The following is a 21304-nucleotide window of genomic DNA, read 5'->3' as shown; positions in this document are numbered from 1 at the left end:
GTTCCGGGCTTCCCGCGGGGAGTTCGTGCGGGGAGCGTGCAGGGGGCGGTCACGGGACTTTTGCGTCCGCTGTGGAATGCGTCTCCCCCGTACGGCCGTTGACACGAAGCATGACTTCTCTTCGCAAGCTCGGCTCCTCCGACCTCGAGGTCTTCCCGCTCGCCCTCGGCGGTAACGTCTTCGGCTGGACCGCCGACGAGGCACAGTCGTTCGCCGTCCTCGACGCGTACACCGCCGCCGGCGGCAACTTCGTCGACTCCGCCGACGTCTACTCGGCGTGGGTGGACGGCAACCAGGGAGGCGAGTCCGAGACCGTCCTCGGCAAGTGGCTGACGTCGCGCGGCAACCGCGCGGACGTCGTCGTCGCCACGAAGGTCAGCCAGCACCCCGAGTTCCAGGGCCTGTCCGCCGCCAACATCAAGGCCGCCGCCGACGCCTCCCTGCGGCGCCTCGGCACCGACTACATCGACCTCTACTACACCCACTTCGACAAGCCCGACGTGCCGGTGGAGGAGATCATCGGCGCGCTCGACGAACTCGTGACGGCCGGGAAGGTGCGGCACATCGCCGCCTCCAACATCTCCGCGGAGCGGCTGCGGGCCTCCCTGGAGTTCTCCGACCGCGAGGGGCTCGCCCGGTATGTGGCCCTCCAACCCCACTACAACCTGGTCTCCCGCGACACCTACGAGGGCGAGCTCCAGGACCTCGCCGCGCGGACCGGCCTGGCGGCCGTCCCGTACTACGCGCTCGCGTCGGGCTTCCTGACCGGCAAGTACCGCCCCGGCACGACCGTCGACAGCGCGCGGGCGGGCGGTGCCGCCCAGCACCTTCAGACCGAGCGGGGCCGCCGGGTCCTCGCCGCCCTCGACGAGATCGCCGCGGCCCACGACGTCCCCGCCGCCACGGTCGCCCTCGCCTGGCTCGCGGCCCAGCCGACGGTGGTGGCGCCCATCGCCTCCGCGCGGACGGTGGAGCAGCTGCCCGCGCTGCTCGGGGTCGGGGAGCTGACGCTGACGGACGCGGAGCTCGGGCGGCTCACGCAGGCTTCGGCCTGAGGGGCTCCTCCTACGACCGGTACGGGTTGTACGCGGGGTAGGCGGGGTACGGCGCCGGTGTCGCCGGACAGCCGTACCCGTACGCCCCGTGCACCGGCCAGGGCGGGGCCGCCACCGGTACCGGAGGGGCCGTGATCCGCGCGGCGTAGTCCAGCGCGGGGCGAGCCGCCTCCCGGCGGCGCCACAGTTCCTCCAGCAGTTCCCGTTCCCGTACGACGAAGTCGGCACCGGCGCGGCCGCGGCGGCCCCGGTGCCGCAGGAACGCCAGGGACGTCGCGTACGCCTCGTACCGCGCGACCTCCCGCGCCGCCGCCCGGCCCGCGTGGCGGCGGGCGTACTGGCGGGCGATCCGCCGGGCCCGCATCGAGCCGAGCGCGTACGGCTCGACCGGGGACAGCCACCCGGCCACCGCGTAGGCGGGCAGCTCCGCCCGTACGGTCTTCAGCTCCCGCTGCCGTGTCCAGATCACCAGCCACGTCAGCAGCCCGAAGATGGGCACCATGAACGCCGCGTACACGGCGAAGAACCCGTACTCGCCGAACGCCGACGAGCCGTTCCACATCGCGTGCATGCCCATCGCGAGCAGCAGCCCGGAGAGCGGGAAGGCGACGCGGCGGACGTGCTGGCGGTCCGCCGCGAGCGCGGAGACGCCGAAGCCGATGCCGGTCAGGACGGTGAAGAGCGGGTGCGCGAACGGCGACATGATGATGCGCACGAAGAAGGTCGCCGCCGTGACGGAGGCGATGCCGGTGCCGCCGGTGAGCTGGTCGGTGCCGAAGGCGGTGCCCAGGTAGAGGATGTTCTCCGTGAACGCGAAGCCGGTGGCGGTGACGCCGGCTGTGACCACTCCGTCGAGGATGCCGGTGAAGTCGCGGCGGCGGAAGAGGAAGACCAGTAAGACGGCCGCCGCCTTGGCGATCTCCTCGACCACCGGCGCTATGACGGTCGCGCCGAGCGTGTCCGCGCTGGACGGATCCGCCGTGGCCGTCGCTATCCATCTGGTCGCGAAGCTGTTGGCGACGATCGCTATCAGCGCCGCCGCGCAGGCGCCCCAGGCGAAGCAGAACAGCAGGTTCCGCCAGGGGCCCGGTGCGACCCGGTCCAGCCAGCGGAACGCGGCTATGAGCAGGGGCACCGGGAGCGTGGCCAGCCCCAGCCCGACCAGGAACCCCTCCGTGCCGGTCTCTTCACGGACCAGGGCGAGGATGACGAGGCCGGATATCGCGAGCAGCGTGGTCGGCGCGCCGTAGCGCACCCAGGTGCGCTGCCACCAGTGGGCGTGCCGCAGGGGGCCACCAGTGGGCGCGCCGCCGGCGGGTGCGCCGGTGAAGGGCGCGCCGGTGGTGGGGCCGCTGGGATACGACGTGTGTGGGGGGCAGGTGGCCACGGCATTGACCCTAACGACGGATGGGCGCTGTCCGCAGGCGGAGGGGTACGGGTGCGCGTGCGGTCAGGCGCCGGCGGGGGGTTGGTCCACGTGCTGTACGCGACGGAAGAGGAGGTCGTTCACGACATGTCCCTTGTCCAGTCCCTGGCCCTCGAAACGGGTCAGGGGACGGAAGTCCGGACGGGGCGCGAAACCACCGTCCGCCTGCGTGTTCTCGAAGGCGGGGTGTGCCGTGAGTACGTCGAGCATCTGTTCGGCGTACGGTTCCCAGTCGGTGGCGCAGTGCACGATCGCGCCGGGCCCGAGGCGGGTGGCGGCGAGGGTCAGGAAGTCCGGCTGGATGAGCCTGCGCTTGTGGTGCCGCTTCTTGGGCCAGGGGTCGGGGAAGTAGACGCGCAGGCCGCCGAGGGAGTCCGGGGTGAGCATCTCGCGGAGGAGGATGATCGCGTCGCCGTTGCCGACCCGGATGTTGGACAGGCCGTTCCGGTCGGCGAGATTGAGCAGGTTGCCCTGGCCGGGGGTGTGGACGTCGACGGCGAGGACGTTGGTGGTGGGGTCGGCGGCCGCCATCTGGGCGGTGGCCTCGCCCATGCCGAAGCCGATCTCCAGGACGACGGGGTTGTCGTTGCCGAACAGGTCGGCCAGGTCGAGGGTTCGGCTGCCGTCGATGTCGAGGCCCCACTTGGGCCACAGCCGCTGAAGCGCGTCCGCCTGGCCGGCTGTGACCCGGCTCCGCCGCGGCTGGAAACTCCGGATCCGCCGCTCGAAGTGCGACCCGGCGGGATCGGCCTTCGGCCCATCGGGAAAACGCGGCTCACCCTTGACCCGGCTGCGCCGGATGGAGGCACCGGGGGCGGGCGGCTGGGGGGTTTCGGGGGTATTCACGGAGTCAGACACAGTGAGACCGATTTTACGACCGTCAGGTGTTGCCGAGCACCTGGCAACCGGCCCGGCAGCAACGCCCAGCGCCTCACAACCCCCGGCCGGTCACAGCGCGCTCAACGCCCTGCGCGCCACCTCCCTGCCGATCGGCAAGGACGCCGTGGCCGCGGGAGACGGCGCGTTCAGCACATGCACCGTGCGAGCGCCCTCGCGGATCAGGAAGTCGTCCACCAGCGTTCCGTCACGCAGGACCGCCTGGGCCCGGACCCCCGCCGCCGTCGGCACCAGATCGTCCTCCGACACCCCGGGCAGCAATCTCCGCACCGCCTGCGTGAACGCCCCCTTGGACAGCGACCGCCGCAGCTCCCCCGCCCCGTACCGCCAGTGCCGCCGGGCGATCCGCCAGGAGCCCGGCCAGGCCAGCGTCGCCCCCAGCTCCCGCGCACGGACCGTCCCCCATCCGTACCCTTCACGGGCCAGCGCCGGCACCGCGTTGGGCCCGATGTGGACGCCCCCGTCGATCCCGCGCGTGAGATGCACCCCGAGGAAGGGGAACGCCGGGTCGGGGACCGGATACACCAGGCCCCGCACCAGCTCCGGCCGGGCCAGCTCGTAGTACTCGCCCCGGAACGGCACGATCCGGACGTCCGGGTCGTCCCCGGTCAGCCGGGCGATCTCGTCGCTGTAGAGGCCCGCGCAGTTCACCAGCACCCGGCCGCGCACGACGTCCCCGGTGGCCGTGAGCACGGCGACGCCCCGCTCGGGGCGGCGGTCGACGCGCACGACCCGCGTGCCGTAGCGGATCTCCGCGCCCGAGCCGTGGGCCAGCTGCCGGGCGACCGCGACGAAGTCGCAGATGCCGGTCGTACCGACGTGTATCGCGGCGAGGCCCCGCACCTCCGGCTCGTACTCCGCGATCTGGGGCCCGCCCAGTTCACGGACCGGGATGCCGTTCTCCCGGCCGCGCTGCACGAGTGCGTGCAGGCGGGGCAGCTCCGCGCGGTCGGTCGCGACGATCAGCTTGCCGGTGACCGCGTGCGGGATGCCGTACTCGGCGCAGAACTTGACCATCTCCGCCGCGCCCCCCACCGCGTAGCGCGCCTTGAGGGAGCCGGGGCGGTAGTAGATGCCGCTGTGGATGACGCCGCTGTTGCGGCCCGTCTGGTGCCGGGCCGGGCCCGGTTCCTTCTCCAGGACCGTGACACGTGTGCCCGGTGCGGCGCGTGTGATCGCGTACGCCGTCGACAGACCGACGATCCCCCCGCCGATCACCAGCACGTCACAGTCGTACGCGATCTCCGGCCCTCGCGTCACCCGCACCACCTCCCGCTTCGATAGTGCACTGCGCCACTGACAATGCCTTCAAACGCGGGGACGGCGGCATCCCTGCCCGGTTACGCCGGAGCCATCAGCAGCGGCCGTGCGCGTTCACGCAGCTCGACCACCCGTGGCTCGTCACCGTACGGCTCCAGCCGGTGCAGGAGGTCCTTGACGTATTCGGTGGTGCGGGCCGAGGAGATGCGTCCGGCGACCTCGACCGCTCGTACGCCCTGCTCGCACGCCGCGTCCAGGTTCCCCGACTCCAGTTCGGCCACCGCGGAGACGACCAGGCGCAGGCCGTGGGAGCGGACGAACTCCTCGGTGGGCTTCGACAGCGCCTGTTCCGTGAAGCGGCGGACCTGGCGGGGTGCCTTGAGGTCGCGGTAGCACTCGGCCGCGTCGGCGGCGAAGCGGTCGTAGGAGTAGAAGCCGAGCCAGCTCGGGTCGTTGTCGCCGGGGCGGGCGCGCTCCAGCCAGCTCTCGGCCGCCTTCAGGGCGCCGCCGGCCGCCTGGGCGTCGCCGGCACGCGCGTGTGCCCGGGCCTCGACGAGTCGGAAGAAGCTCATCGTGCGGGCCGTGGCGAGGCCGCGGTTGCGTTCGAGGGCGGCCTGGGCGAGGTCCACGCCCTCGTCGCCGAAGCCGCGGTAGGTGGCCTGGAGGGACATGGAGGCCAGGACGTAGCCCCCGAGGGGGACGTCCGCAGCCGCCCGGGCCAGGCGCAGGGCCTGGATGTAGTAGCGCTGGGCCGCTTCCTGCTGGCCCGTGTCGAAGGCCATCCAGCCCGCGAGCCGGGTGAGTTCGGCGGAGGCGCCGAAGAGGGCCCGGCCGACCTCGTCGGAGTAGGAGCCGAGCAGGAGCGGGGCCGCCTCGACCCTTAAGCACTCGGGGACCATTGACGAACGCCAGTCGCCGCCGCCGTACTTGGAGTCCCAGCGCCGCGCGTCCTCGGCGGCCTCCCGCAGCTTCTGCACATCGCTGTGGCCGACTTTGAGCGGTGCGCCGGAGCCCTCGCCGGGGCCCACGTCACGCGCGACCGAACTGTCGGCCGGGGTTATCAGCCATCGTGAGGCGGGCGTCGCGTACGCGCTCACCGCGAACGATCCGGCCAGCGATTGCCAGATGCCGCCCCCGGCGCGGCGGCCCGCGAGGTCGAGGCGGTACAGCTCCGTCGCGGATTTCACCGCCTGTCCGACGTCCCGCGGGAAGGCGAGGCCGACTTCGGGGGCGGGGTCCGCGTCCGCCAGGCCGATCTCGTGGAGCGGCACCGGGCGGCCGAGCTTCTGGCCGATGGCGGCGGCGATGAGGTGCGGCGCCGCACCCTGCGGCACCATGCCCTTCGACACCCAGCGCGCCACCGACGTTTTGTCATAGCGAAGCGTCAGTCCTCGCTGAGCGCCAAGATCGTTGACGCGCCGCGCGAGGCCTGCGTTCGAGATTCCCGCGAGGGCGAGAACGGCGCCGAGTTTTTCGTTCGGCCCGCGTTGCTCCCTGGACATGCGCCACCCCTCGACACAGACGGCTGCCGACGTTGGCATAACCACGCGGCATTCGTAAACACAGCGTAGTTCGCCGCATCCCAAGCGTTAAGGGGCATTGTTCCGGTTGGCGGGATTGTGGTCCGTACGGAAGTGCGGGTCAGATACAGGCTGTTGCGATGTGCTCCCACTGTGTGGCCGTGCGCCTGCCCGTGCGCTCTTCTCCGGCCACCGCGGGAGCGGTTCCATGGTCGTTGCGTGGGTCGGCCCGCTGTACTGGATCCAGTGGGCTGGGGGACACCGCCGCCTTCATCCCCGCGGGCGGCGGAACGGTCCGGGAGGCGTGCTCCGTCTCCCGGACTGCGCGACCGCCCGGTGGTCCGCAGGGTCTGTACGGAGAGTGTTCGACGCTGCGTGCGGGACGGGGATTTGGCCGAAAATCGCCCCCGCCGACGGTGGGGTATCAGGCCTCCGACCACGGTAGTTGAGGGCGCTTCGGGCGTATTCGGGGCGCGTATCGGGGGCGCATTCGCGCCGCAGTCGTACTGGTGACATGTCGCTGACGTGTCTTGTCTTCTGGCCGTCCCTCTGTTCTCGCCGCTTCCGCGGCCGTCTCCGTCGCCGTCTGCATGTCCGTTTTCACTGCCGTCCGCGCTGCCGTCTTCTCCGCCCGTCTCTTCTTGTGGCACAGGGGTGTTCGGGGGTGTTCGCGGCGGCGTGGGTGGCTCCGCCGGGGCGCGTTCGGCGGAGCGCAAGCGGCGCGGGCGCACTCTGGAACGCTTCCTTCATGGCAGCATGGTGAACCGGTTCGTACGGTGCACTGGTTGTCCACAGCCTGTGGAGGCGGCGATGCGGTGGTTGGTGGGATGGAGCAGCACCGCCGCGGGAGCCGTCGCTGCCGGCTCGGCGGGGGCCACGGGACCCGATGGCGAGACCCTGCACCCGGTGGGTTCCCAACTCCTGTGGGGCGATCCCGATCCGCTCTGGGCGGTCGGTGACTGGCGCCCCGACGAGGTGCGGGTCGTGAAGGCCGACGACCGGACGCGCATCGCCGTCCTCGGCATCTGCGGTGCCACCGACGAGCAGCTGCGCGTCGCGCTGTTCGCCGCGCGCGGCGGGGCACTTCGGCATCTGACCGCCTGGCCGGGCAGCTACACCGCGATCGTGCAGGTCGGCCGGAGGGTCACCGTCTGCGGCGACCTCGCGGGCGCGCGGCCGGTGTTCTACACCCCCTGGGCCGGCGGTACGGCGTATGCGACGGCCGCGCTGCCGCTGGCCGACCTCATCGAGGCCAACCTCGACTTCGGGCACCTCGCCGCGCTGCTGGCCGCCCCCGACGTGCCCGCCGCGCTGCACGACTCCACGCCGTACGACGGCGTGAAGCGCATTCCGCCGGGGCATGCGCTGATCCTGCGCGCGGGGGCGCGTGAGATCGCCGGGTACGAGCCGGTCGCCTCGCTGGCGGTGGCGGCGCCTTCGGCCGACCCCGACAGCGCGGTCGACGCCGTGCGCGACGCGCTCGTGGAGGCCGTACGGACCCGGCTGTCCGCGCCGCGGCACGTCCCCGGCGCGGACATCGACCCCGGGCCCGTGCCCGGCATGGGGCCCGCCGAGCGGCGAGCCGCGCGCGGGATGCCGGTGCCGGGGATCGGGGCGGACCTGTCCGGCGGGCCGGCCTCGGGGACGCTGGCGCTGCTGGCCGCGGGGCTGCCCGGGATGCCGGGCACGGTGCTCGGGCACGGCACGGGCGCGGGGGAGCGGCTGCTGGCGGTCACGTTCAACGACCTGGCCGTCGGGGGGCGGGAGGCCGAACTGGAGCGGGCGGGCGCGCTGGCCGCGAACCCGCGGCTGCACCACGTCGTCGTGGCCGGTGGCGAGGAGACCCTCCCGTACGCCGACCTGGAGGGCCCGCTGACCGACGAGCCGGGCGCGTCCCTGGTGACGGCGGCCCGGCACCGGGCGCGGCTCGCGGCCGGCAGCGCGGACCACTTCACGGGCTACGGCGCGCGGCAGGTCCTGGACGCCCATCCCGCGCGGCTCGCCGACCTGCTGATGGACCGCAAGCGGCGCCACCTGGTGCGGCCCGTCGCCGCGCTGGCCAAGACGGACGGCTCGGTGCTGGTCCCCGCGCGCGTGTACGCGGCGGCGCGACGGCTGTCCCGTACGCCGTACCGGGCGGGGCTCGAGTCCCTGGCCGAGCGCCTGCTGGACCACCGTACGGACGAGGGCCTGGACGCGCCCGGGGGCGCGGTCGAGGCCTCGCTCGCCGCGCTGACCTGGGGGAGACCCGGGCCGGCGGCGCGCTGGCTGACCGGTGAGGCGCTCGCCGAAGTATCGGTTCGCCTTCAGGCGGCGACGCACCGGTCGGAGCTGGGGCCGGGACAGCGGCCGGGCGACTTCCGCGCGCGTGCGGCGCTGGCGCGGTACGCGGCGGACCTGCGGGTGCTGGAGCAGGCCGCGGAGATCCGCTTCCAGCGGCTGCACGCGCCGTTCCTCGACAACCAGGTCGTGCGCGCGGCCCGGGCGCTGCCCGAGGCGTTGCGGGTGCGGCCGGGGGCGCGGGCGGCGATCCTGCGTACGGTGCTGGAAGGGGCCGGGGTCCGGGACCTGCCGCCCGGGTGGGGCGTCCCGACCCAGGCGACGGCGGCGGCCGCGGCGCGTACGGGGCTGAGGGTGGCGGCGGACTCCCTGGTCGCCCTGTTCGACACGCCGCTGCTGGCGGAGGCGGGCCTGGTCGAAGCCCGGGTGGTCCGCAAGGCCCTGCGCTCCGCGGCGGCCGGTGAGCCACTCCCCCTGGACGGCCTCGCCGACCTCGTCTCCCTGGAACTGTGGCTCCGCCGCCTGCTGTCCCGCCGCGGCACCTGCTGGACGGGCACACCGGCCCGCCAGCGGGCTGTACCGGCGGGGATCGCACCGCAGCGGGGGGCGTTGGGGGCGGGGGCCGCCGGGGTGCGGCGGGTGTAGCGCCTGCGCGGTGGCTGTGGGTCGCCGTGCGCGGGTGCAGGTCGGCTCAGCTGCGGGCGGTCGTGCCGCTTGGGGCGGCACGGGTGGGCGCAGCGGCACCCCGCTCCGCCGGGCTGCGGACCCACCCGGCCCGAGCCGCAACGAAGGACACCTGACAGCGCCGAGTTGTACAACACACAGGCCCCCAGTCACCCCCAGAAACACCCGGCCCCGAAAACCCCACGGCCCTCACGCCCACCCGGGCGACAATGACCCGGTGCGGTACAGAATCCTGGGCGTCACCACGGCAGAGGACGAACACGGCACAGCCGTACCCCTCGGCGGCCCCCGCCTCCGCGCCCTGCTCACCGCCCTCGCCCTACGCCCCTCCCGCGTCACCACCCCCCAGACGCTGATCGACGAGGTGTGGACGGACGACCCGCCCCAGGACGCCCACGCCGCGCTCCAGGCCCTCGTCGGCCGCCTCCGCCGCGCCCTCGGCAAGGACGCCGTGACCTCGGACACCGGCGGCTACCGCCTCACGGCCACGCCGGACGACATCGACCTCTTCGTCTTCGAGCGGCTCGTCCGGCAGGGCACCGACGCCCTCGCCGCCGACGCCCCCGCCCTGGCGGAACGCCATCTCGACGACGCCCTCGCCCTCTGGCGCGGCCCCGCCCTCGCCGACCTCCCCGACCGCACCGCCGCCACCCGCCCGGAGGCCGCGCGCCTGGAGGCGATCCGGGCCCGGGCCGAGGCCCGCATACGGCTCGGCCGCGCCCCGGACGTCGTACCGGAACTGCGGGAACTGACGGCCGTACACCCGTACGACGAACCGCTGCACGCCCTCCTCATCCGCGCCCTGCGCGACGCCGGCCGCGAGGCCGATGCCCTCGCCGCGTACGAGTCCGCCCGCCGCGCCCTCGCGGAGGGGCTCGGCGCCGACCCCGGAGCGCAGCTGCGCGCCCTCCACGCCGATCTGCTCGCGTCGGTCGCGGGGAGCGGGAAACCGGCGCACGCTCCGCCCGAGCGCACCGGGAACATCCGTCCCCGCCTGACCTCGTTCGTCGGCCGGGAACCCGAGATCGACGCCATCCGTTCAGACGTGCACAGAGCCCGCCTCGTCACCCTCACCGGACCGGGCGGCTCCGGAAAGACCCGTCTCGCCGAGGAAGCCGCCGCCGGGCTCCCGCAGGCGTGGCTGGCCGAGCTCGCCCCGCTCGACCGGCCGGAGGCGGTGCCGGGAGCGGTGGTCAGTGCGCTCGGTCTGCGCGAGACCGTGCTGATGACCAGCGAGCTGACGGCCCTGCAGGACGACCCCGTCGCCCTGCTCGTGGAGTACTGCGCGCCGCGCAGCCAACTGCTGATCCTTGACAACTGCGAGCATGTCATCGGGGCCGCCGCCCACCTCGCCGAGACCCTGCTGACCCGCTGCCCGGGGCTCACGATCCTCGCCACCAGCCGTGAACCCCTGGGCGTACCCGGTGAACTGGTGCGTCCGGTCGAGCCCCTGCCGCCGGACCACGCCCGCCGGCTGTTCGCTGAGCGCGCCGCCGCCGTCCGTCCCGACGCGGACGCCGTGCTCCGTGACGAGCGGGCGGTGGCGGAGATCTGCCGCCGCCTGGACGGGCTGCCGCTCGCCATCGAGCTGGCCGCGGCCCGGCTGAGGCTGCTCACGCCCCGGCAGATCGCCGACCGGCTCGACGACCGCTTCCGCCTCCTCACCTCCGGGAGCCGTACGGTCCTGCCCCGCCAGCAGACCCTGCGGGCCGTCGTCGACTGGTCGTGGGAGCTGCTCGACGAGGCCGAGCGGACGGTGCTGTGCGAGGTGTCCGTGTTCGCGGGCGGCTGGGACCTGGCGGCGGCGGAGGCCGTGTGCACGGGGCCCGCCGCCGAGCTGCTCGGGGCTCTCGTCGACAAGTCCCTCGTCGTCGCGGCACCCGGCGGGACGGACGCCCCGGACGGCATGCGGTATCGGTTACTGGAGACCATCCACGAGTACGCCGTCGAGCGCGCCGCCGAGGCCCCGCAGCTGCGTGCAGCGGCCGAGCGGCGGCACCGGGCCTGGGTGCGCGCACTCGTCGAGCAGGCCGAGCCGCTGCTGCGCTCCGCCGGGCAACTGCCCTGGGTCTCCCGCCTGGAGACCGAGCTCGACAACATCCGCGCGGCCCTCGACCGGGCCCTGACGGCCGGTGACGAGCAGGAGGCCGGCGCCATCGTCCTGGCCATCGGCTGGTTCTGGTGGCTGCGCAACTACCGGCACGAGGGCCTGGAGTGGCTCGACCGCATCCTGCGGCTGGGCGTGGAGAGGGACGCCGCCGCCGGACTTGTGCCGTCCGGCGGGGAGTCGGGTCTGCCCGACCCCGTCGACCACTTCCTCGCCGCGCCGGACGGGGAGGCGGGGCATCCGCTGCACGGCCTGCGGATGGATCTGCGGATGCTGCATGTGTTCTTCATGACCGAGGCCGGGCCCATGCAGGTGTTCCTGACCGAGCGGCGGCAGTACGTGGAGCGGGTGTGGGCGTTCTTCGCGCAGGGCGGACCAGAGGCAGCCCGGGTCCCGGGTCTCGTCTGGCCGATGATCTCCTCCTTCGTGGCCGACCCGGGCGACGTCCGGGCCGAAATGGACTCCGCCGTCGCCAACTGCCGTGTGCACGGCGGCGATTGGGAGGTCGCCGTGTCCCTGATGGCCCGTACGCACATGGTCGTCGACGCACCCGGCGACCTGGCTGGCGTCGACGACGACCTCGCCGACCTGCGCGACCTCAGCCGCCGCACCGGTGACCGCTGGCTGCGGGCCCAGGTATGCAGCGCGGCCGGCGAGGCCGCCATGGCGCGCAGCCGCTTCGAGGAGGCCAAGGGGGAGTACGAGGAGGCGCTGCGGCTCGCCTACGAGGTGGGCGCGTACGCCGAGTCGCCGTTCCTCATCGCCCGGCTCGCCGAGATCGCCTACCGCGCGGGAGACCGCCCGGCCGCGCTGGCGGGGCTGGACGAGGCGAGCGCCGCCGCCGAGCGGTACGGCGTGGCGGACTCCAGGGCGTTCGTCCTGTTGCTGCGTGCCCAGATGGCCGCCGAGGAGGGGCACATCGCCCGGGCGCGCGAGTTCTGTGAGGCGGCGCGTGCGGACGCCGCGCGCGGCACACCACCGCCCCAGTTCGTGGTGATGCTGGATCTCATGGACGCCATGGTCACGGCGAGTGAGTCCGGCCCGGAGCCCGCCCTCGCCAAGCTGACCGGAGCCCTGCGCGACGCCGTGGACAAGCGCTGCTCCGACCTGATCCGGGCCACCGTCGTGGACAGTGCGGCAGGACTGCTGGCCGACCTCGGCGACTTTCCGCGCGCGGCCCGGCTGCTCGGCGCCGGCGACCACTGGTGGGCCGGCCGTCCCCGCCCCATGCCGGAGCACGCCCAGGCGGAACGGGCCGGGGCAGCCGCGCGCGCCGCCCTGGGACCTGCCCGGTGCGAGTCGGAGCGCGCCCGGGGCGCGGCCCTCACGGCGGACGACGTCCTGCGCGAGCTGGAACAGGCGCGGAGTGCGTACGCCACCGGGCCGGGAGCCGCTAACCGCAGATGAACCTGGACTCCGCCCAATCCGCCAGGGCCAGGTTGTCGAGGGCGCCGTGCGGTTCCACCACCAGCCGTACGGTGCTGCGGCCGGTGAGGTTCACCTGGACGGGAACCGCCGGGTCACCGACCTCCACCAGACCGGACCGCCACAGCCGGACCCCGTCGGCGTAGACGGAGAAGTACACCTCGCCGAGCTTCAGCGCCATGTCGTCCACCCCGACGAGCGCCTCGTACGAGGAGCAGGAGCGGTTGAGGTCGATGGTGACGGAGGAGCTGCCGTGCACGGTGACGCCGTGCGCGTACCGCCGCTCGCCGGTCGACAGGCCGTGCCGCTGCCAGACCCAGCTGCTCGCGCCGATCCGCATCTCGGGCGCGGTGCCGTCACCGCTGATGTCGTACGACAGTTCGCTCCACTGGTAGACGGCCGGGGCGGGCGGCCTCTCAGTAGGGGGCGGGGTCGGTGTGGGCGTGGGCGCCGGGGGCGGTTTCGGCCTCGGGGACGCGGGCGGCGGGGTGGGCGCCGCTGTCCGGGACGAGGACGGTGTGGACGACGGGCCGGTCCCTGAGGTCGGTGTCGGCGCCGGCGTCTCGGCCCGCGCGGGCACCATCGCCGGTGGCCGCGGTCCGGGTTCCCGCCGCGAAGGAGAGGGCGTGGGCTCGGTGGGCCGGACCACCGGCGAAGTCGGGGTGGGAGCCGGCCTCGCCTCGTCCTTCGGTTTCTCGTTGCCGGCCAGCGCCAGCGCCAGCACCACGGCGGCCACGACGCCCACGGCGACGACACCGGCCGCGATACCGGCCTTCACCGGCGCGCCCACCCCTTCGGAGGCCGCCGCGCCACCTCCCGCCCCACCGGACGAGCCGCCCCCTGCGGCCCCGCCGGCCGAACCGGCACCCGCCGCTGTCCCGCCCGACGAGCCTCCGCCCGCCGCGGCGGCCGCGCCCGTGGCTCCGGCCGCCCCCGCTCCACCGGCGATGAGCCCGGCCGCCTTGGCGTACCCGGCGGCGCCGAACCAGCCGATGACCGCGAGCGGGACCACCGCGGGGATACCGCCGGCGACCTCCTCGATCTGCGTCGCGGCCAGCCGGCACTTCGCGCACTCCTCCAGGTGCTTGCGCAGCCCCCGCTCGGCACGTGTGCGCAGCCGGCCGCGGGCGTAGGTGCCGAGCTGGTCGGCGTAGCGCGCGCATTCCTCGTCGGCGGTGAGCGTGGCGCTGACGTGAGCCTGGAGGTAGGCCTGCTTGAGACCCTCGCGGGCCCGGCTGGCGAGCACGCGCGTGCCGTTGGCGTCCAGCCCGAAGAGCGTGGCGACCTCGCTGGGCGACTCGTCCTCGACCTCGGTGTGCCACAGCACGGCCTGCCACCGCTCGGGCAGCGATCGGAAGGCCCGCATGGCCATGGACCGCTCGGCATCGTGCATCGCCCGCACGTCCGCGCCCAGGTCGAGCGTGTCGTCGCCGGACACGTAGGAGCCGCGTGCGGACTGGGCGGCGAACACCGCGAAGTCGTCGACGAGCTGCTCCCGCCGCGCCGACCGCGTCCAGGAGGCGGCGACGCGCCGGAGGGAGGTGAGCAGGTAGGCGCGCACGGCGTGCTCGGGTCCGGAGCCGCCGCGTACCGCCTGGAGCATGCGGGCGAAGACCTCGGCGGTCAGGTCGTCGGCGGTGTGGGCGTCACGGCAGCAGGTCCGGGCGTACCGGCGCACGGCCTGCGCGTGACGCCGGAACAGCTCCTCGTACGCCGTGTCGTCGCCCGAGCGCATCCGGTCGATGAGATCGGCGTCGGAGGGCGGCAGCTCGCGCGGCGGCGGCAGGACGCTGTCCTCACGCCATGCGCGCTGTGGCGGGACCGAGCCGTCGGTTCTCCCGCCTGTTGTGGGATGCCCGCCCGGCGGTACGCCCGCGCGTCCTCCCTGGCTCGGCACCTGGGGCGGGACCGGGCCGCCGGCTGCGGCGTACCCGTCACCGCTCGACTCGTCCCGCCCGTCAACGCTCATCGCGGAAAGCCCCCGCCAGCCGCCCAACACGTCCAGACCACCGGGTCAGAGTGCCATAGCGGCTCTTGGTCAGACCCTTGGAGTTCGGACCACCACTCATCCGAGGGGATTTACCGCACGCCAGTACTAGGCGTCACTCATTCGGGGAATGAGTCCCTGTCGCCCGGGCTCGGAAGCCGACCGGACCGATCCGGCGGCTGGTCATGACCGCCAAGCCGACCGGTCCCATCGACCAGCGCTTTCGACCGGCCTGATCGACCAGTGCGGTCGACCGGCGACCGACCGACCGGCTCGACAGGGACCGGCCCGATCGACCAGTCCGATCGAACGGATCAGCCGACCAGCCAAGCCGATCAGCCAAGCCGATCAGTCCAGCCACCCGGCAAGCCGACCGCACCAGCCGATCGCTCCGCCCGTTCCGGCAGCCTCTCCGGCGCCCCGTTCCGGCTGCCCCTTCCGGCAGCCGCCCCGCTCACACCGGCCGCGACCGCAGCCCCTCCAGAAGGATGTCCAGCAGCCGGGCCGACGCGGCCGCCTGCTGTGCCGCGTCCGGCAGCGAGGGCGCGGCCGTCGCGATCACCAGCAGCACGTCCGAAACCGACACGTCCGCCCGCAGCTCACCCGCCGCACGCGCCCGCTCCACGAGCTGACCCACGACCTCGAGCAGCGCCGACGCCCCGGTGTCGTCCTCCGCCGCGACCGCCACCGGCTCCTCCGGCACCAGCCGCAGCTCCGCCGGACCCGGCTGCGTCCGCTGCTGCGGCACACGCGCCTGACCGGCACGCTCCTCCTCGACGGAGACCCGCAGCACCTGCGGCGGCAGCAGCCGCCCGGCGCCGGATGCCACCGACGTCCGCAGGAAGCGCGACAGCGCCGACCACGGCTCGTCCTCCTGCCCGAGCGCCGCACGCGCCTGGTCGGTCAGCCGGGAGGTCTCCTCCTCGGCTATCCGCCGCACCAGGACGTCCTTGCTCGGGAACCGCCGGTACACCGTGCCCACACCGACCCGCGCCCGTCGCGCCACGTCCTCCATCGGCGCGCCGTACCCCAGCTCGCCGAACACCTCGCGCGCCGCTCGCAGCACGTGCTCCAGATTGCGCTGTGCGTCCACGCGCAGCGGCGTCGTCCGCGATCCGTTCCCGCGTCCGTTGCCCGCCGTCGCGCTCATCGTCGCGCCACCCGCCGCGACAGCGGACGCGGACGACCAATGAGAGTCCTGAACATGCATATGCATTCCCCCGGTAATGACGTCTCCCCCCGGAGACACTCCCCGCCATGCGATGCCGGGACGCTGGAACAGGCCCTGGTCCGCAGGCCCGCCTGTCGCGGACCCGCTGAGCGCATCCCCCTACACCCCGTCGACACACGAACATAGTTGAGAGGGAGTCAATTCAGAAGAGGCACGTTCCGCACGGAGCGCCCACCGATCGGAGTACGGGTCGCATACGTCCCGAATGTGCCCCCGACCGCCCCCCGCGCTACCCCACCTGACCTGCGGATATTCCCCGCAGTTGGCCTTTCCGGCCAACTCCGCGCGCTCTCCCGCCCCGGTCACACAATTCGTCGAGGCTGTGGACAAACGCCAGCGGCGGGTGCGTCATGGGATGGTGAAGGAACGTGCGCGCATTCTCGTTGTCGGTGGTGGCTACGTCGGGATGTACACGGCCCTGCGCCTCCAGCGCAGACTGAAACGGGAACTGGAGCGGGGCGAGGTGGAGATCACGGTCGTCACCCCCGACCCGTACATGACGTACCAGCCGTTCCTCCCCGAGGCCGCCGCGGGCGCCATCTCCCCCCGCCACGTCGTCGTACCGCTGCGCCGCGTCCTCGACCGGTGCCGCGTCGTCATCGGCGAGGCCACCGCCATCGACCACGCGAAGCGCACGGCCACCATCACCACCCTCGCCACCGAGGAGGAGGGCACGGGCGGACAGCTGCTGACGTACGACGAACTCGTCCTCGCCCCCGGCTCCGTCTCGCGCACCCTGCCGGTCCCCGGCCTCGCCGACCACGGCATCGGCTTCAAGACCGTCGAAGAGGCCATCGGCCTGCGCAACCACGTCATCGAGCAGATGGACATCGCCTCCTCCACCCGCGATCCCGCGATCCGCGACGCCGCCCTCACCTTCGTCTTCGTCGGCGGCGGCTTCGCCGGCGTGGAGGCGCTCGGCGAACTGGAGGACATGGCCCGCTACGCCACGCGCTACTACCACAACGTCCAGCCCGAGGACATGAAGTGGATCCTCGTCGAGGCCTCGGACCGCATCCTGCCCGAGGTCGGCGAGGAGATGGGCCGCTACGCCGTCACCGAACTGCGCCGCCGCAACATCGACGTACGCCTCCAGACCCGCCTGGAGTCCTGCGCGGACCGGGTCGCGGTCCTCAGCGACGGCGCCCGCTTCCCCACCCGTACGGTCGTCTGGACGGCCGGCGTCAAACCCCACCCGGTGCTCGCCGCCACCGACCTGCCGCGCAACGACCGAGGACGCCTCAAGTGCACGGCGGAACTGGCCGTCGAGGGGGCCACGCACGCGTGGGCGGCGGGAGACGCCGCCGCCGTCCCCGACGTCACCGCCGCCGAACCGGGCCGCGAGTGCGCCCCCAACGCCCAGCACGCCCTCCGCCAGGCCAAGGTCCTCGCCGACAACATCGTGCACACCCTGCGAGCCGAGCCTCTGCAGACGTACGAACACGCCTACGCCGGATCGGTCGCCTCCCTCGGCCTGCACAAGGGCGTCGCCCACGTCTACGGACGCAAGCTCAAGGGCTACCCGGCCTGGTTCATGCACCGCGCCTACCACCTCAGCCGCGTGCCCACCTTCAACCGCAAGGCGCGCGTGCTCGCCGAATGGACCCTGGCCGGGCTCTTCAAACGCGAGATCGTCTCCCTGGGGTCACTCGAACACCCCCGGGCCGAGTTCGAACTCGCGGCCGGTGGAAAGCCTTCCCAAGACCCCCCGGTGAACCCGAAGGGGTCGTCCTGACCGGTCCCAGGAACTCCACCGGCCGGCCCGGCGTCTGACGGATGCCGGTCCGGTCCGCTCACTGCCAGACTGGTCCACCACCGCGGGCGTGCCACCACACGCCCCGGTGCGGGCCCCCGGGGCCCCGGCCGGTTCCGGTGCCGGCCGCCGACGACTACACGAGGCAAGGATTCGTGAACTTCACGCGCTGGAGCGCCCGGCTCCCCGGAACGCAGCGCCGCGCCGCAGCGCGGACCGAGCAGACGGCCTCCCCGGACCGGCGGGGGGAAACCGTACCCGCCGCCCGTGCCGAACAACTGACCGACGAGCCACCGTCCGTACCCGCCGTCGACGAACTGCGGGTGCGCGAGGTCCTCGACCGCGTCCCGTCCCTCGTCGCCCTGGTCCACGGCCCCGACCACCGCATCGCCTACGTCAACGACGCGTACACGACCGCCTTCGGCGTACGCCCCCTGGGCGAACGCGCCCGCGAGGCCCTCCCCGAACTGGACGCCCTCGGCCTGTTCCCCCTCCTGGACCAGGTCCAGCGCAGCGGCAAGCCGCGTACGGTCAAGTCCCGCAAGGCCCCCGACGGCCGCTGCTACACCTTCACCTGCACCCCGGTCGCCCAGGGCGACGGCAAGGGCGGCAGCGACGGCCGCGGAGTCCTCGTCTTCGCCACGGACGTCACCGACCACGCCGAAGCCGCCGAACGCCTGCGCGCCAGCGAACGCCGCCAGCGCGAAACGGCGGTGACACTCCAGAGATCACTGCTCCCCCAGGAGCTCGAAGAACCCGACGACCTGCGCGTCGCCGCCACGTACCACCCCGGCGGCACCGAGGCAGCGGTCGGCGGCGACTGGTACGACGTCATCACCCTGGGCGGCGGCCGCACGGCCCTCGTCATCGGCGACGTCATGGGCCGCGGTGTCCGCGCGGCAGCGGTCATGGGCCAGCTCCGCACGGCGGTCCGCGCCTACGCCCGCCTCGACCTGCCCCCGCACGAGGTGCTCCAGCTCCTCGACGGCCTGGCAGCCGAGATCGACGCCAACCAGATCGCCACCTGCGCGTACGCGGTCCACGACCCGAACGAGGGCAAGCTGGTCTACGCCTCGGCGGGCCACCTCCCCATCCTCGTCCGCGACGAGAACGGCGCGGTCCTGCGCGCCGACGAACCCACCGGCCCGCCGCTCGGCACCGGCGGCTGGATGCACGCCTCGGGCTCGATCCCCCTCGGCCCCGGCTCCACGGCCGTCCTCTACACGGACGGCCTGGTGGAGCGGCGGGACGCCGACCTGGACGAGGGCATCGCCGCCCTGGAAAGCGCCCTGGCCGGCGCCACCGGCACACCCCAGGTCGTCTGCGACCGCCTGGTCCGCTCGGCGGGCGTGACCCCCGACCACGACGACGACGTGGCCGTCCTCGTCCTCCAGCACCCGGCCCGGACGGGCCCGGAGAGCGAGCTGTTCCGCAACGCCGCCCTGGAACTCCTGGGCGGCGTGGAAGCGGCCCCACGCGCGCGTGCCTTCGCCTCCGGCGTCCTCACCAGCTGGCGCTTCCCCGCGGACCTGCACGACCTGGGCGTCCTGGCGACCAGCGAACTGGTCGCCAATTCCCTCCAGCACGGCACCCCACCGATGCGCCTGCGTCTGCGCCGTACCGACCGCCGGCTGATCATCGAGGTCACCGACGGCGACGACCACCTCCCCAGGCGCCGCCGCGCGGAACCGGGCGACGAATCGGGCCGGGGCATCGCCATCGTCGCCACGATCGCGTCCAACTGGGGCTGCCGCCGGACCCCGGGCGGCGGCAAGGCGGTGTGGTGCGAGTTCGCCCTACCGCGCCCGCAGGCGACGTAGGGAAACGGAAGCGGGGACCGTAAGGACAGGGAGGCAAGGGGAGGGGATCAGACGTCCGCGGAAATGGGCGCCCCACCCCGCGCCACAACCCGGCTCTTCGCGAGCCACGGCTGATCCTGCACCTCCGTGAGCTGCCGCCCCAGCCGCACCGCCAGGAAAGTGATCCCCAGCGAGAACAGCAGGAACGCCACGATGTACGGCGCGTGCAGCGAAGCCCCCAACGGCCCGCCCACCGCCGGCCCGACCGCCAGCGCGAGCTGCTTGACCAGGGCGAACGCGGAGTTGTACTGCCCGGCCATCCCCTCCGGCGCCAGATCGGCGACCAGCGGGGCGACCGTCGGCGACAGCATCGCCTCACCCAGCCCGAACAGGGCGTACGTCGACACGAACGCGGCCGTCGCCATCTCCTGGCTCCCATGCCCGAGCCCCGCGTACCCGGCGACAGCCCAGGCCACGGCCCAGATCAGCCCGACAGCGGCGATCACCCGCGACCGCCTGCGCCGCTCCACGAACCGCAGCACGGCGAACTGCGCCACGACGATCACCAGCGTGTTCGCCGCCAGGGCGGTCCCCAGCGCCGACGTCGATATCCCGGCGGCCTCGACCCCGTACGCGCTCAGCCCCGACTCGAACTGCCCGTAGCAGGCGAAGAACAGCACGAAGGCCAGCACACACAGCTGCACCATGGCCCGGTTGCCCAGCAACTGCTTCCAGCCGCCCCGTCCCGACGCCACGGGCGCCGCCTCGAACCGCGGCGCGTGCGGCAGCCGCACCGTCACCATCACCACGACCAGCAGCAGGAACATCGCCGCCTCGATCGCGAAGAGCAGCGTGAAGGAGGCGGCGCTCGACGTGTCGACGAGATGACCGCCGATGAGGCCACCCACCCCGAGCCCGAGGTTCTGCAGGAAGAACTGCATGGCGAAGGCCCGCGACCGCGTCTCCGCCGACGAGCAGTCCACGATCATCGTCGCCAGCGCCGGCTGCGTCACGGCCTGCCCGGCCCCCAGCACGGCAGCCGCCGACAACACCGTCGCCGCGCTGCTCGCCACCCCCAGACCCAGCGCACCGACGGCGGCGGCGACCAGGGCGGCGAGCAGCACCGGCAGCGGCCCACGCCGGACGATGGCCCGCCCGGCGAACGGCAGCACGACCAGTGCCGCCACAGCGAAGACGGCGAGTACGAGACCCGCCGTCATGGCTCCCAGTCCCCTCACCTGCGCCACATAGACGTACAGATACGGGACGGTGAAGCCGAGCCCGAACGCGCTGAGTGCGTTGCCCACGTGGATCCGGCGCATCGCTGCGCCCATCGCCCTGGTCACGTTCACCTCTCTCACTAGTTAGGCGTGAAGACTTCGAAACTAAAGTTCGAAGCTAAAGAGTACATATCCAAGGACTTCAAGGCAAAGAACGGCCGTGCCATACTGCGCCCATGGGCGACACCCCCGGCCCCAGCGAGCCGACCCTCGAAGAGCAGATCGCGGCGTACCAGCGCGAGTTCCAGGACCTCGACCCCCAGGTGGAGCAGATCGTCTCGGCCCTGTCCCGCCTGAACCGCCGCATGAACGTCGCCTACGGCCGTCAGACCGCGGCCCTCGGCATCAGCAACGCCGAGTGGGAGGTCCTCAAGGCCCTCGTCCTCTCGGGCGCCCCCTACCGGCTGGGCCCGAGCGACCTCGCCAAACGCCTCGGCCTGACCCCGGCCGCCATGACCCACCGGATCGACCGCATGGTCGGCGAAGGACTGGTCACCCGGGAACGGGACGAGTCCAACCGGGTCCGCGTCATCGTGGAACTCACCAGTGGAGGTCGTGAGAAGTGGCTGGAGGCGATGCGCCTGGCGTCGGTCTTCGAGG

Annotated in this window: 13 protein-coding genes (1 of these 13 cut by a window edge); 6 read left to right on the top strand and 7 right to left on the bottom strand. The window is 73.3% G+C overall.

The features are described 5' to 3' along the window. Window positions 1-110 precede the first annotated feature (110 nt). A complete protein-coding gene (locus QF034_RS19005) occupies window positions 111-1055 on the top strand; it encodes an aldo/keto reductase (RefSeq protein WP_307176106.1) in 945 nt (314 codons plus the stop codon). A 10-nt stretch (window positions 1056-1065) separates the two neighbouring features. Here QF034_RS19005 and QF034_RS19000 read toward each other — a convergent pair whose 3' ends face one another. From QF034_RS19000 to QF034_RS18985, 4 genes are all read right to left on the bottom strand, one after another. Next, the gene (locus QF034_RS19000) at window positions 1066-2442 is read right to left on the bottom strand and encodes a PrsW family intramembrane metalloprotease (protein WP_370880817.1); all 1377 of its coding nucleotides are present in this window, start codon (window positions 2440-2442) and stop codon (window positions 1066-1068) included. A 63-nt stretch (window positions 2443-2505) separates the two neighbouring features. Further along, on the bottom strand, window positions 2506-3339 hold the full coding sequence (gene trmB / locus QF034_RS18995; RefSeq protein WP_370880816.1) for a tRNA (guanosine(46)-N7)-methyltransferase TrmB: 834 nt from the start codon (window positions 3337-3339) through the stop codon (window positions 2506-2508). 90 nt (window positions 3340-3429) lie between these two features. Further along, entirely contained in the window at window positions 3430-4644 is a 1215-nt protein-coding gene (gene lhgD, locus QF034_RS18990) for an L-2-hydroxyglutarate dehydrogenase (protein ID WP_307176104.1), read from the bottom strand. Window positions 4645-4718: 74 nt separating this feature from the next. Beyond that, window positions 4719-6140, bottom strand: coding sequence for an NsdA family TPR-like regulatory protein (locus tag QF034_RS18985; RefSeq protein WP_306965700.1), 1422 nt, complete (start codon window positions 6138-6140; stop codon window positions 4719-4721). Between the two features lie 828 nt (window positions 6141-6968). Between QF034_RS18985 and QF034_RS18980 the strand changes: the two genes are divergently transcribed. After that, a complete protein-coding gene (locus QF034_RS18980; protein WP_307176103.1) occupies window positions 6969-9083 on the top strand; it encodes an asparagine synthase-related protein in 2115 nt (704 codons plus the stop codon). Window positions 9084-9339: 256 nt separating this feature from the next. After that, window positions 9340-12636, top strand: coding sequence for an AfsR/SARP family transcriptional regulator (locus QF034_RS18975; RefSeq protein WP_307176102.1), 3297 nt, complete (start codon window positions 9340-9342; stop codon window positions 12634-12636). On the opposite strand, the gene QF034_RS18970 is transcribed toward QF034_RS18975, so the two are convergent. Together QF034_RS18970 and QF034_RS18965 are read right to left on the bottom strand one after the other, a co-directional pair. Then, entirely contained in the window at window positions 12623-14623 is a 2001-nt protein-coding gene (locus QF034_RS18970) for a sigma-70 family RNA polymerase sigma factor (protein WP_307176101.1), read from the bottom strand. The two genes, QF034_RS18975 and QF034_RS18970, sit on opposite strands and share 14 nt — an antisense overlap. A gap of 472 nt (window positions 14624-15095) precedes the next feature. After that, window positions 15096-15851 carry a TetR/AcrR family transcriptional regulator gene (locus QF034_RS18965; protein ID WP_307176100.1) on the bottom strand — a complete coding sequence of 252 codons (756 nt, stop codon included), beginning with the start codon at window positions 15849-15851 and terminating at the stop codon, window positions 15096-15098. 376 nt (window positions 15852-16227) lie between these two features. Between QF034_RS18965 and QF034_RS18960 the strand changes: the two genes are divergently transcribed. Both QF034_RS18960 and QF034_RS18955 read left to right on the top strand, forming a co-directional pair. After that, window positions 16228-17607, top strand: a complete 1380-nt coding sequence (locus tag QF034_RS18960) for an NAD(P)/FAD-dependent oxidoreductase (RefSeq protein WP_307176099.1) — start codon at window positions 16228-16230, stop codon at window positions 17605-17607. A 173-nt stretch (window positions 17608-17780) separates the two neighbouring features. Continuing rightward, the gene (locus tag QF034_RS18955) at window positions 17781-19445 is read left to right on the top strand and encodes an ATP-binding SpoIIE family protein phosphatase (RefSeq protein ID WP_307176098.1); all 1665 of its coding nucleotides are present in this window, start codon (window positions 17781-17783) and stop codon (window positions 19443-19445) included. Between the two features lie 47 nt (window positions 19446-19492). Here QF034_RS18955 and QF034_RS18950 read toward each other — a convergent pair whose 3' ends face one another. After that, the gene (locus QF034_RS18950) at window positions 19493-20758 is read right to left on the bottom strand and encodes an MFS transporter (RefSeq protein WP_307179917.1); all 1266 of its coding nucleotides are present in this window, start codon (window positions 20756-20758) and stop codon (window positions 19493-19495) included. 122 nt (window positions 20759-20880) lie between these two features. Here QF034_RS18950 and QF034_RS18945 point away from each other — a divergent pair, with 122 nt between their 5' ends. After that, window positions 20881-21304, top strand: the 5' portion of a protein-coding gene (locus QF034_RS18945) for a MarR family winged helix-turn-helix transcriptional regulator (protein ID WP_307176097.1). It continues 125 nt past the right edge of the window; the window shows 424 of its 549 coding nt (coding positions 1-424); the start codon lies at window positions 20881-20883; its stop codon lies off the right edge, out of view.

Origin of the sequence: Streptomyces africanus (genome assembly GCF_030816955.1) — a bacterium.
GTDB classification, from domain to species: Bacteria; Actinomycetota; Actinomycetes; order Streptomycetales; family Streptomycetaceae; genus Streptomyces; species Streptomyces africanus.
This window is presented reverse-complemented; position numbering and strand designations above follow the sequence as displayed.

Excerpts from the sequence above, each read along its gene's own strand:
- QF034_RS18970 (WP_307176101.1), bottom strand. The coding sequence starts at position 14,623 with ATGAGCGTTGACGGGCGGGACGAGTCGAGCGGTGACGGGTACGCCGCA.
- QF034_RS18980 (WP_307176103.1), top strand. The coding sequence starts at position 6,969 with ATGCGGTGGTTGGTGGGATGGAGCAGCACCGCCGCGGGAGCCGTCGCT.
- QF034_RS18950 (WP_307179917.1), bottom strand. The coding sequence starts at position 20,758 with ATGGGCGCAGCGATGCGCCGGATCCACGTGGGCAACGCACTCAGCGCG.
- QF034_RS19005 (WP_307176106.1), top strand. The coding sequence starts at position 111 with ATGACTTCTCTTCGCAAGCTCGGCTCCTCCGACCTCGAGGTCTTCCCG.
- QF034_RS18985 (WP_306965700.1), bottom strand. The coding sequence starts at position 6,140 with ATGTCCAGGGAGCAACGCGGGCCGAACGAAAAACTCGGCGCCGTTCTC.
- QF034_RS18960 (WP_307176099.1), top strand. The coding sequence starts at position 16,228 with ATGGTGAAGGAACGTGCGCGCATTCTCGTTGTCGGTGGTGGCTACGTC.
- QF034_RS18965 (WP_307176100.1), bottom strand. The coding sequence starts at position 15,851 with ATGCATGTTCAGGACTCTCATTGGTCGTCCGCGTCCGCTGTCGCGGCG.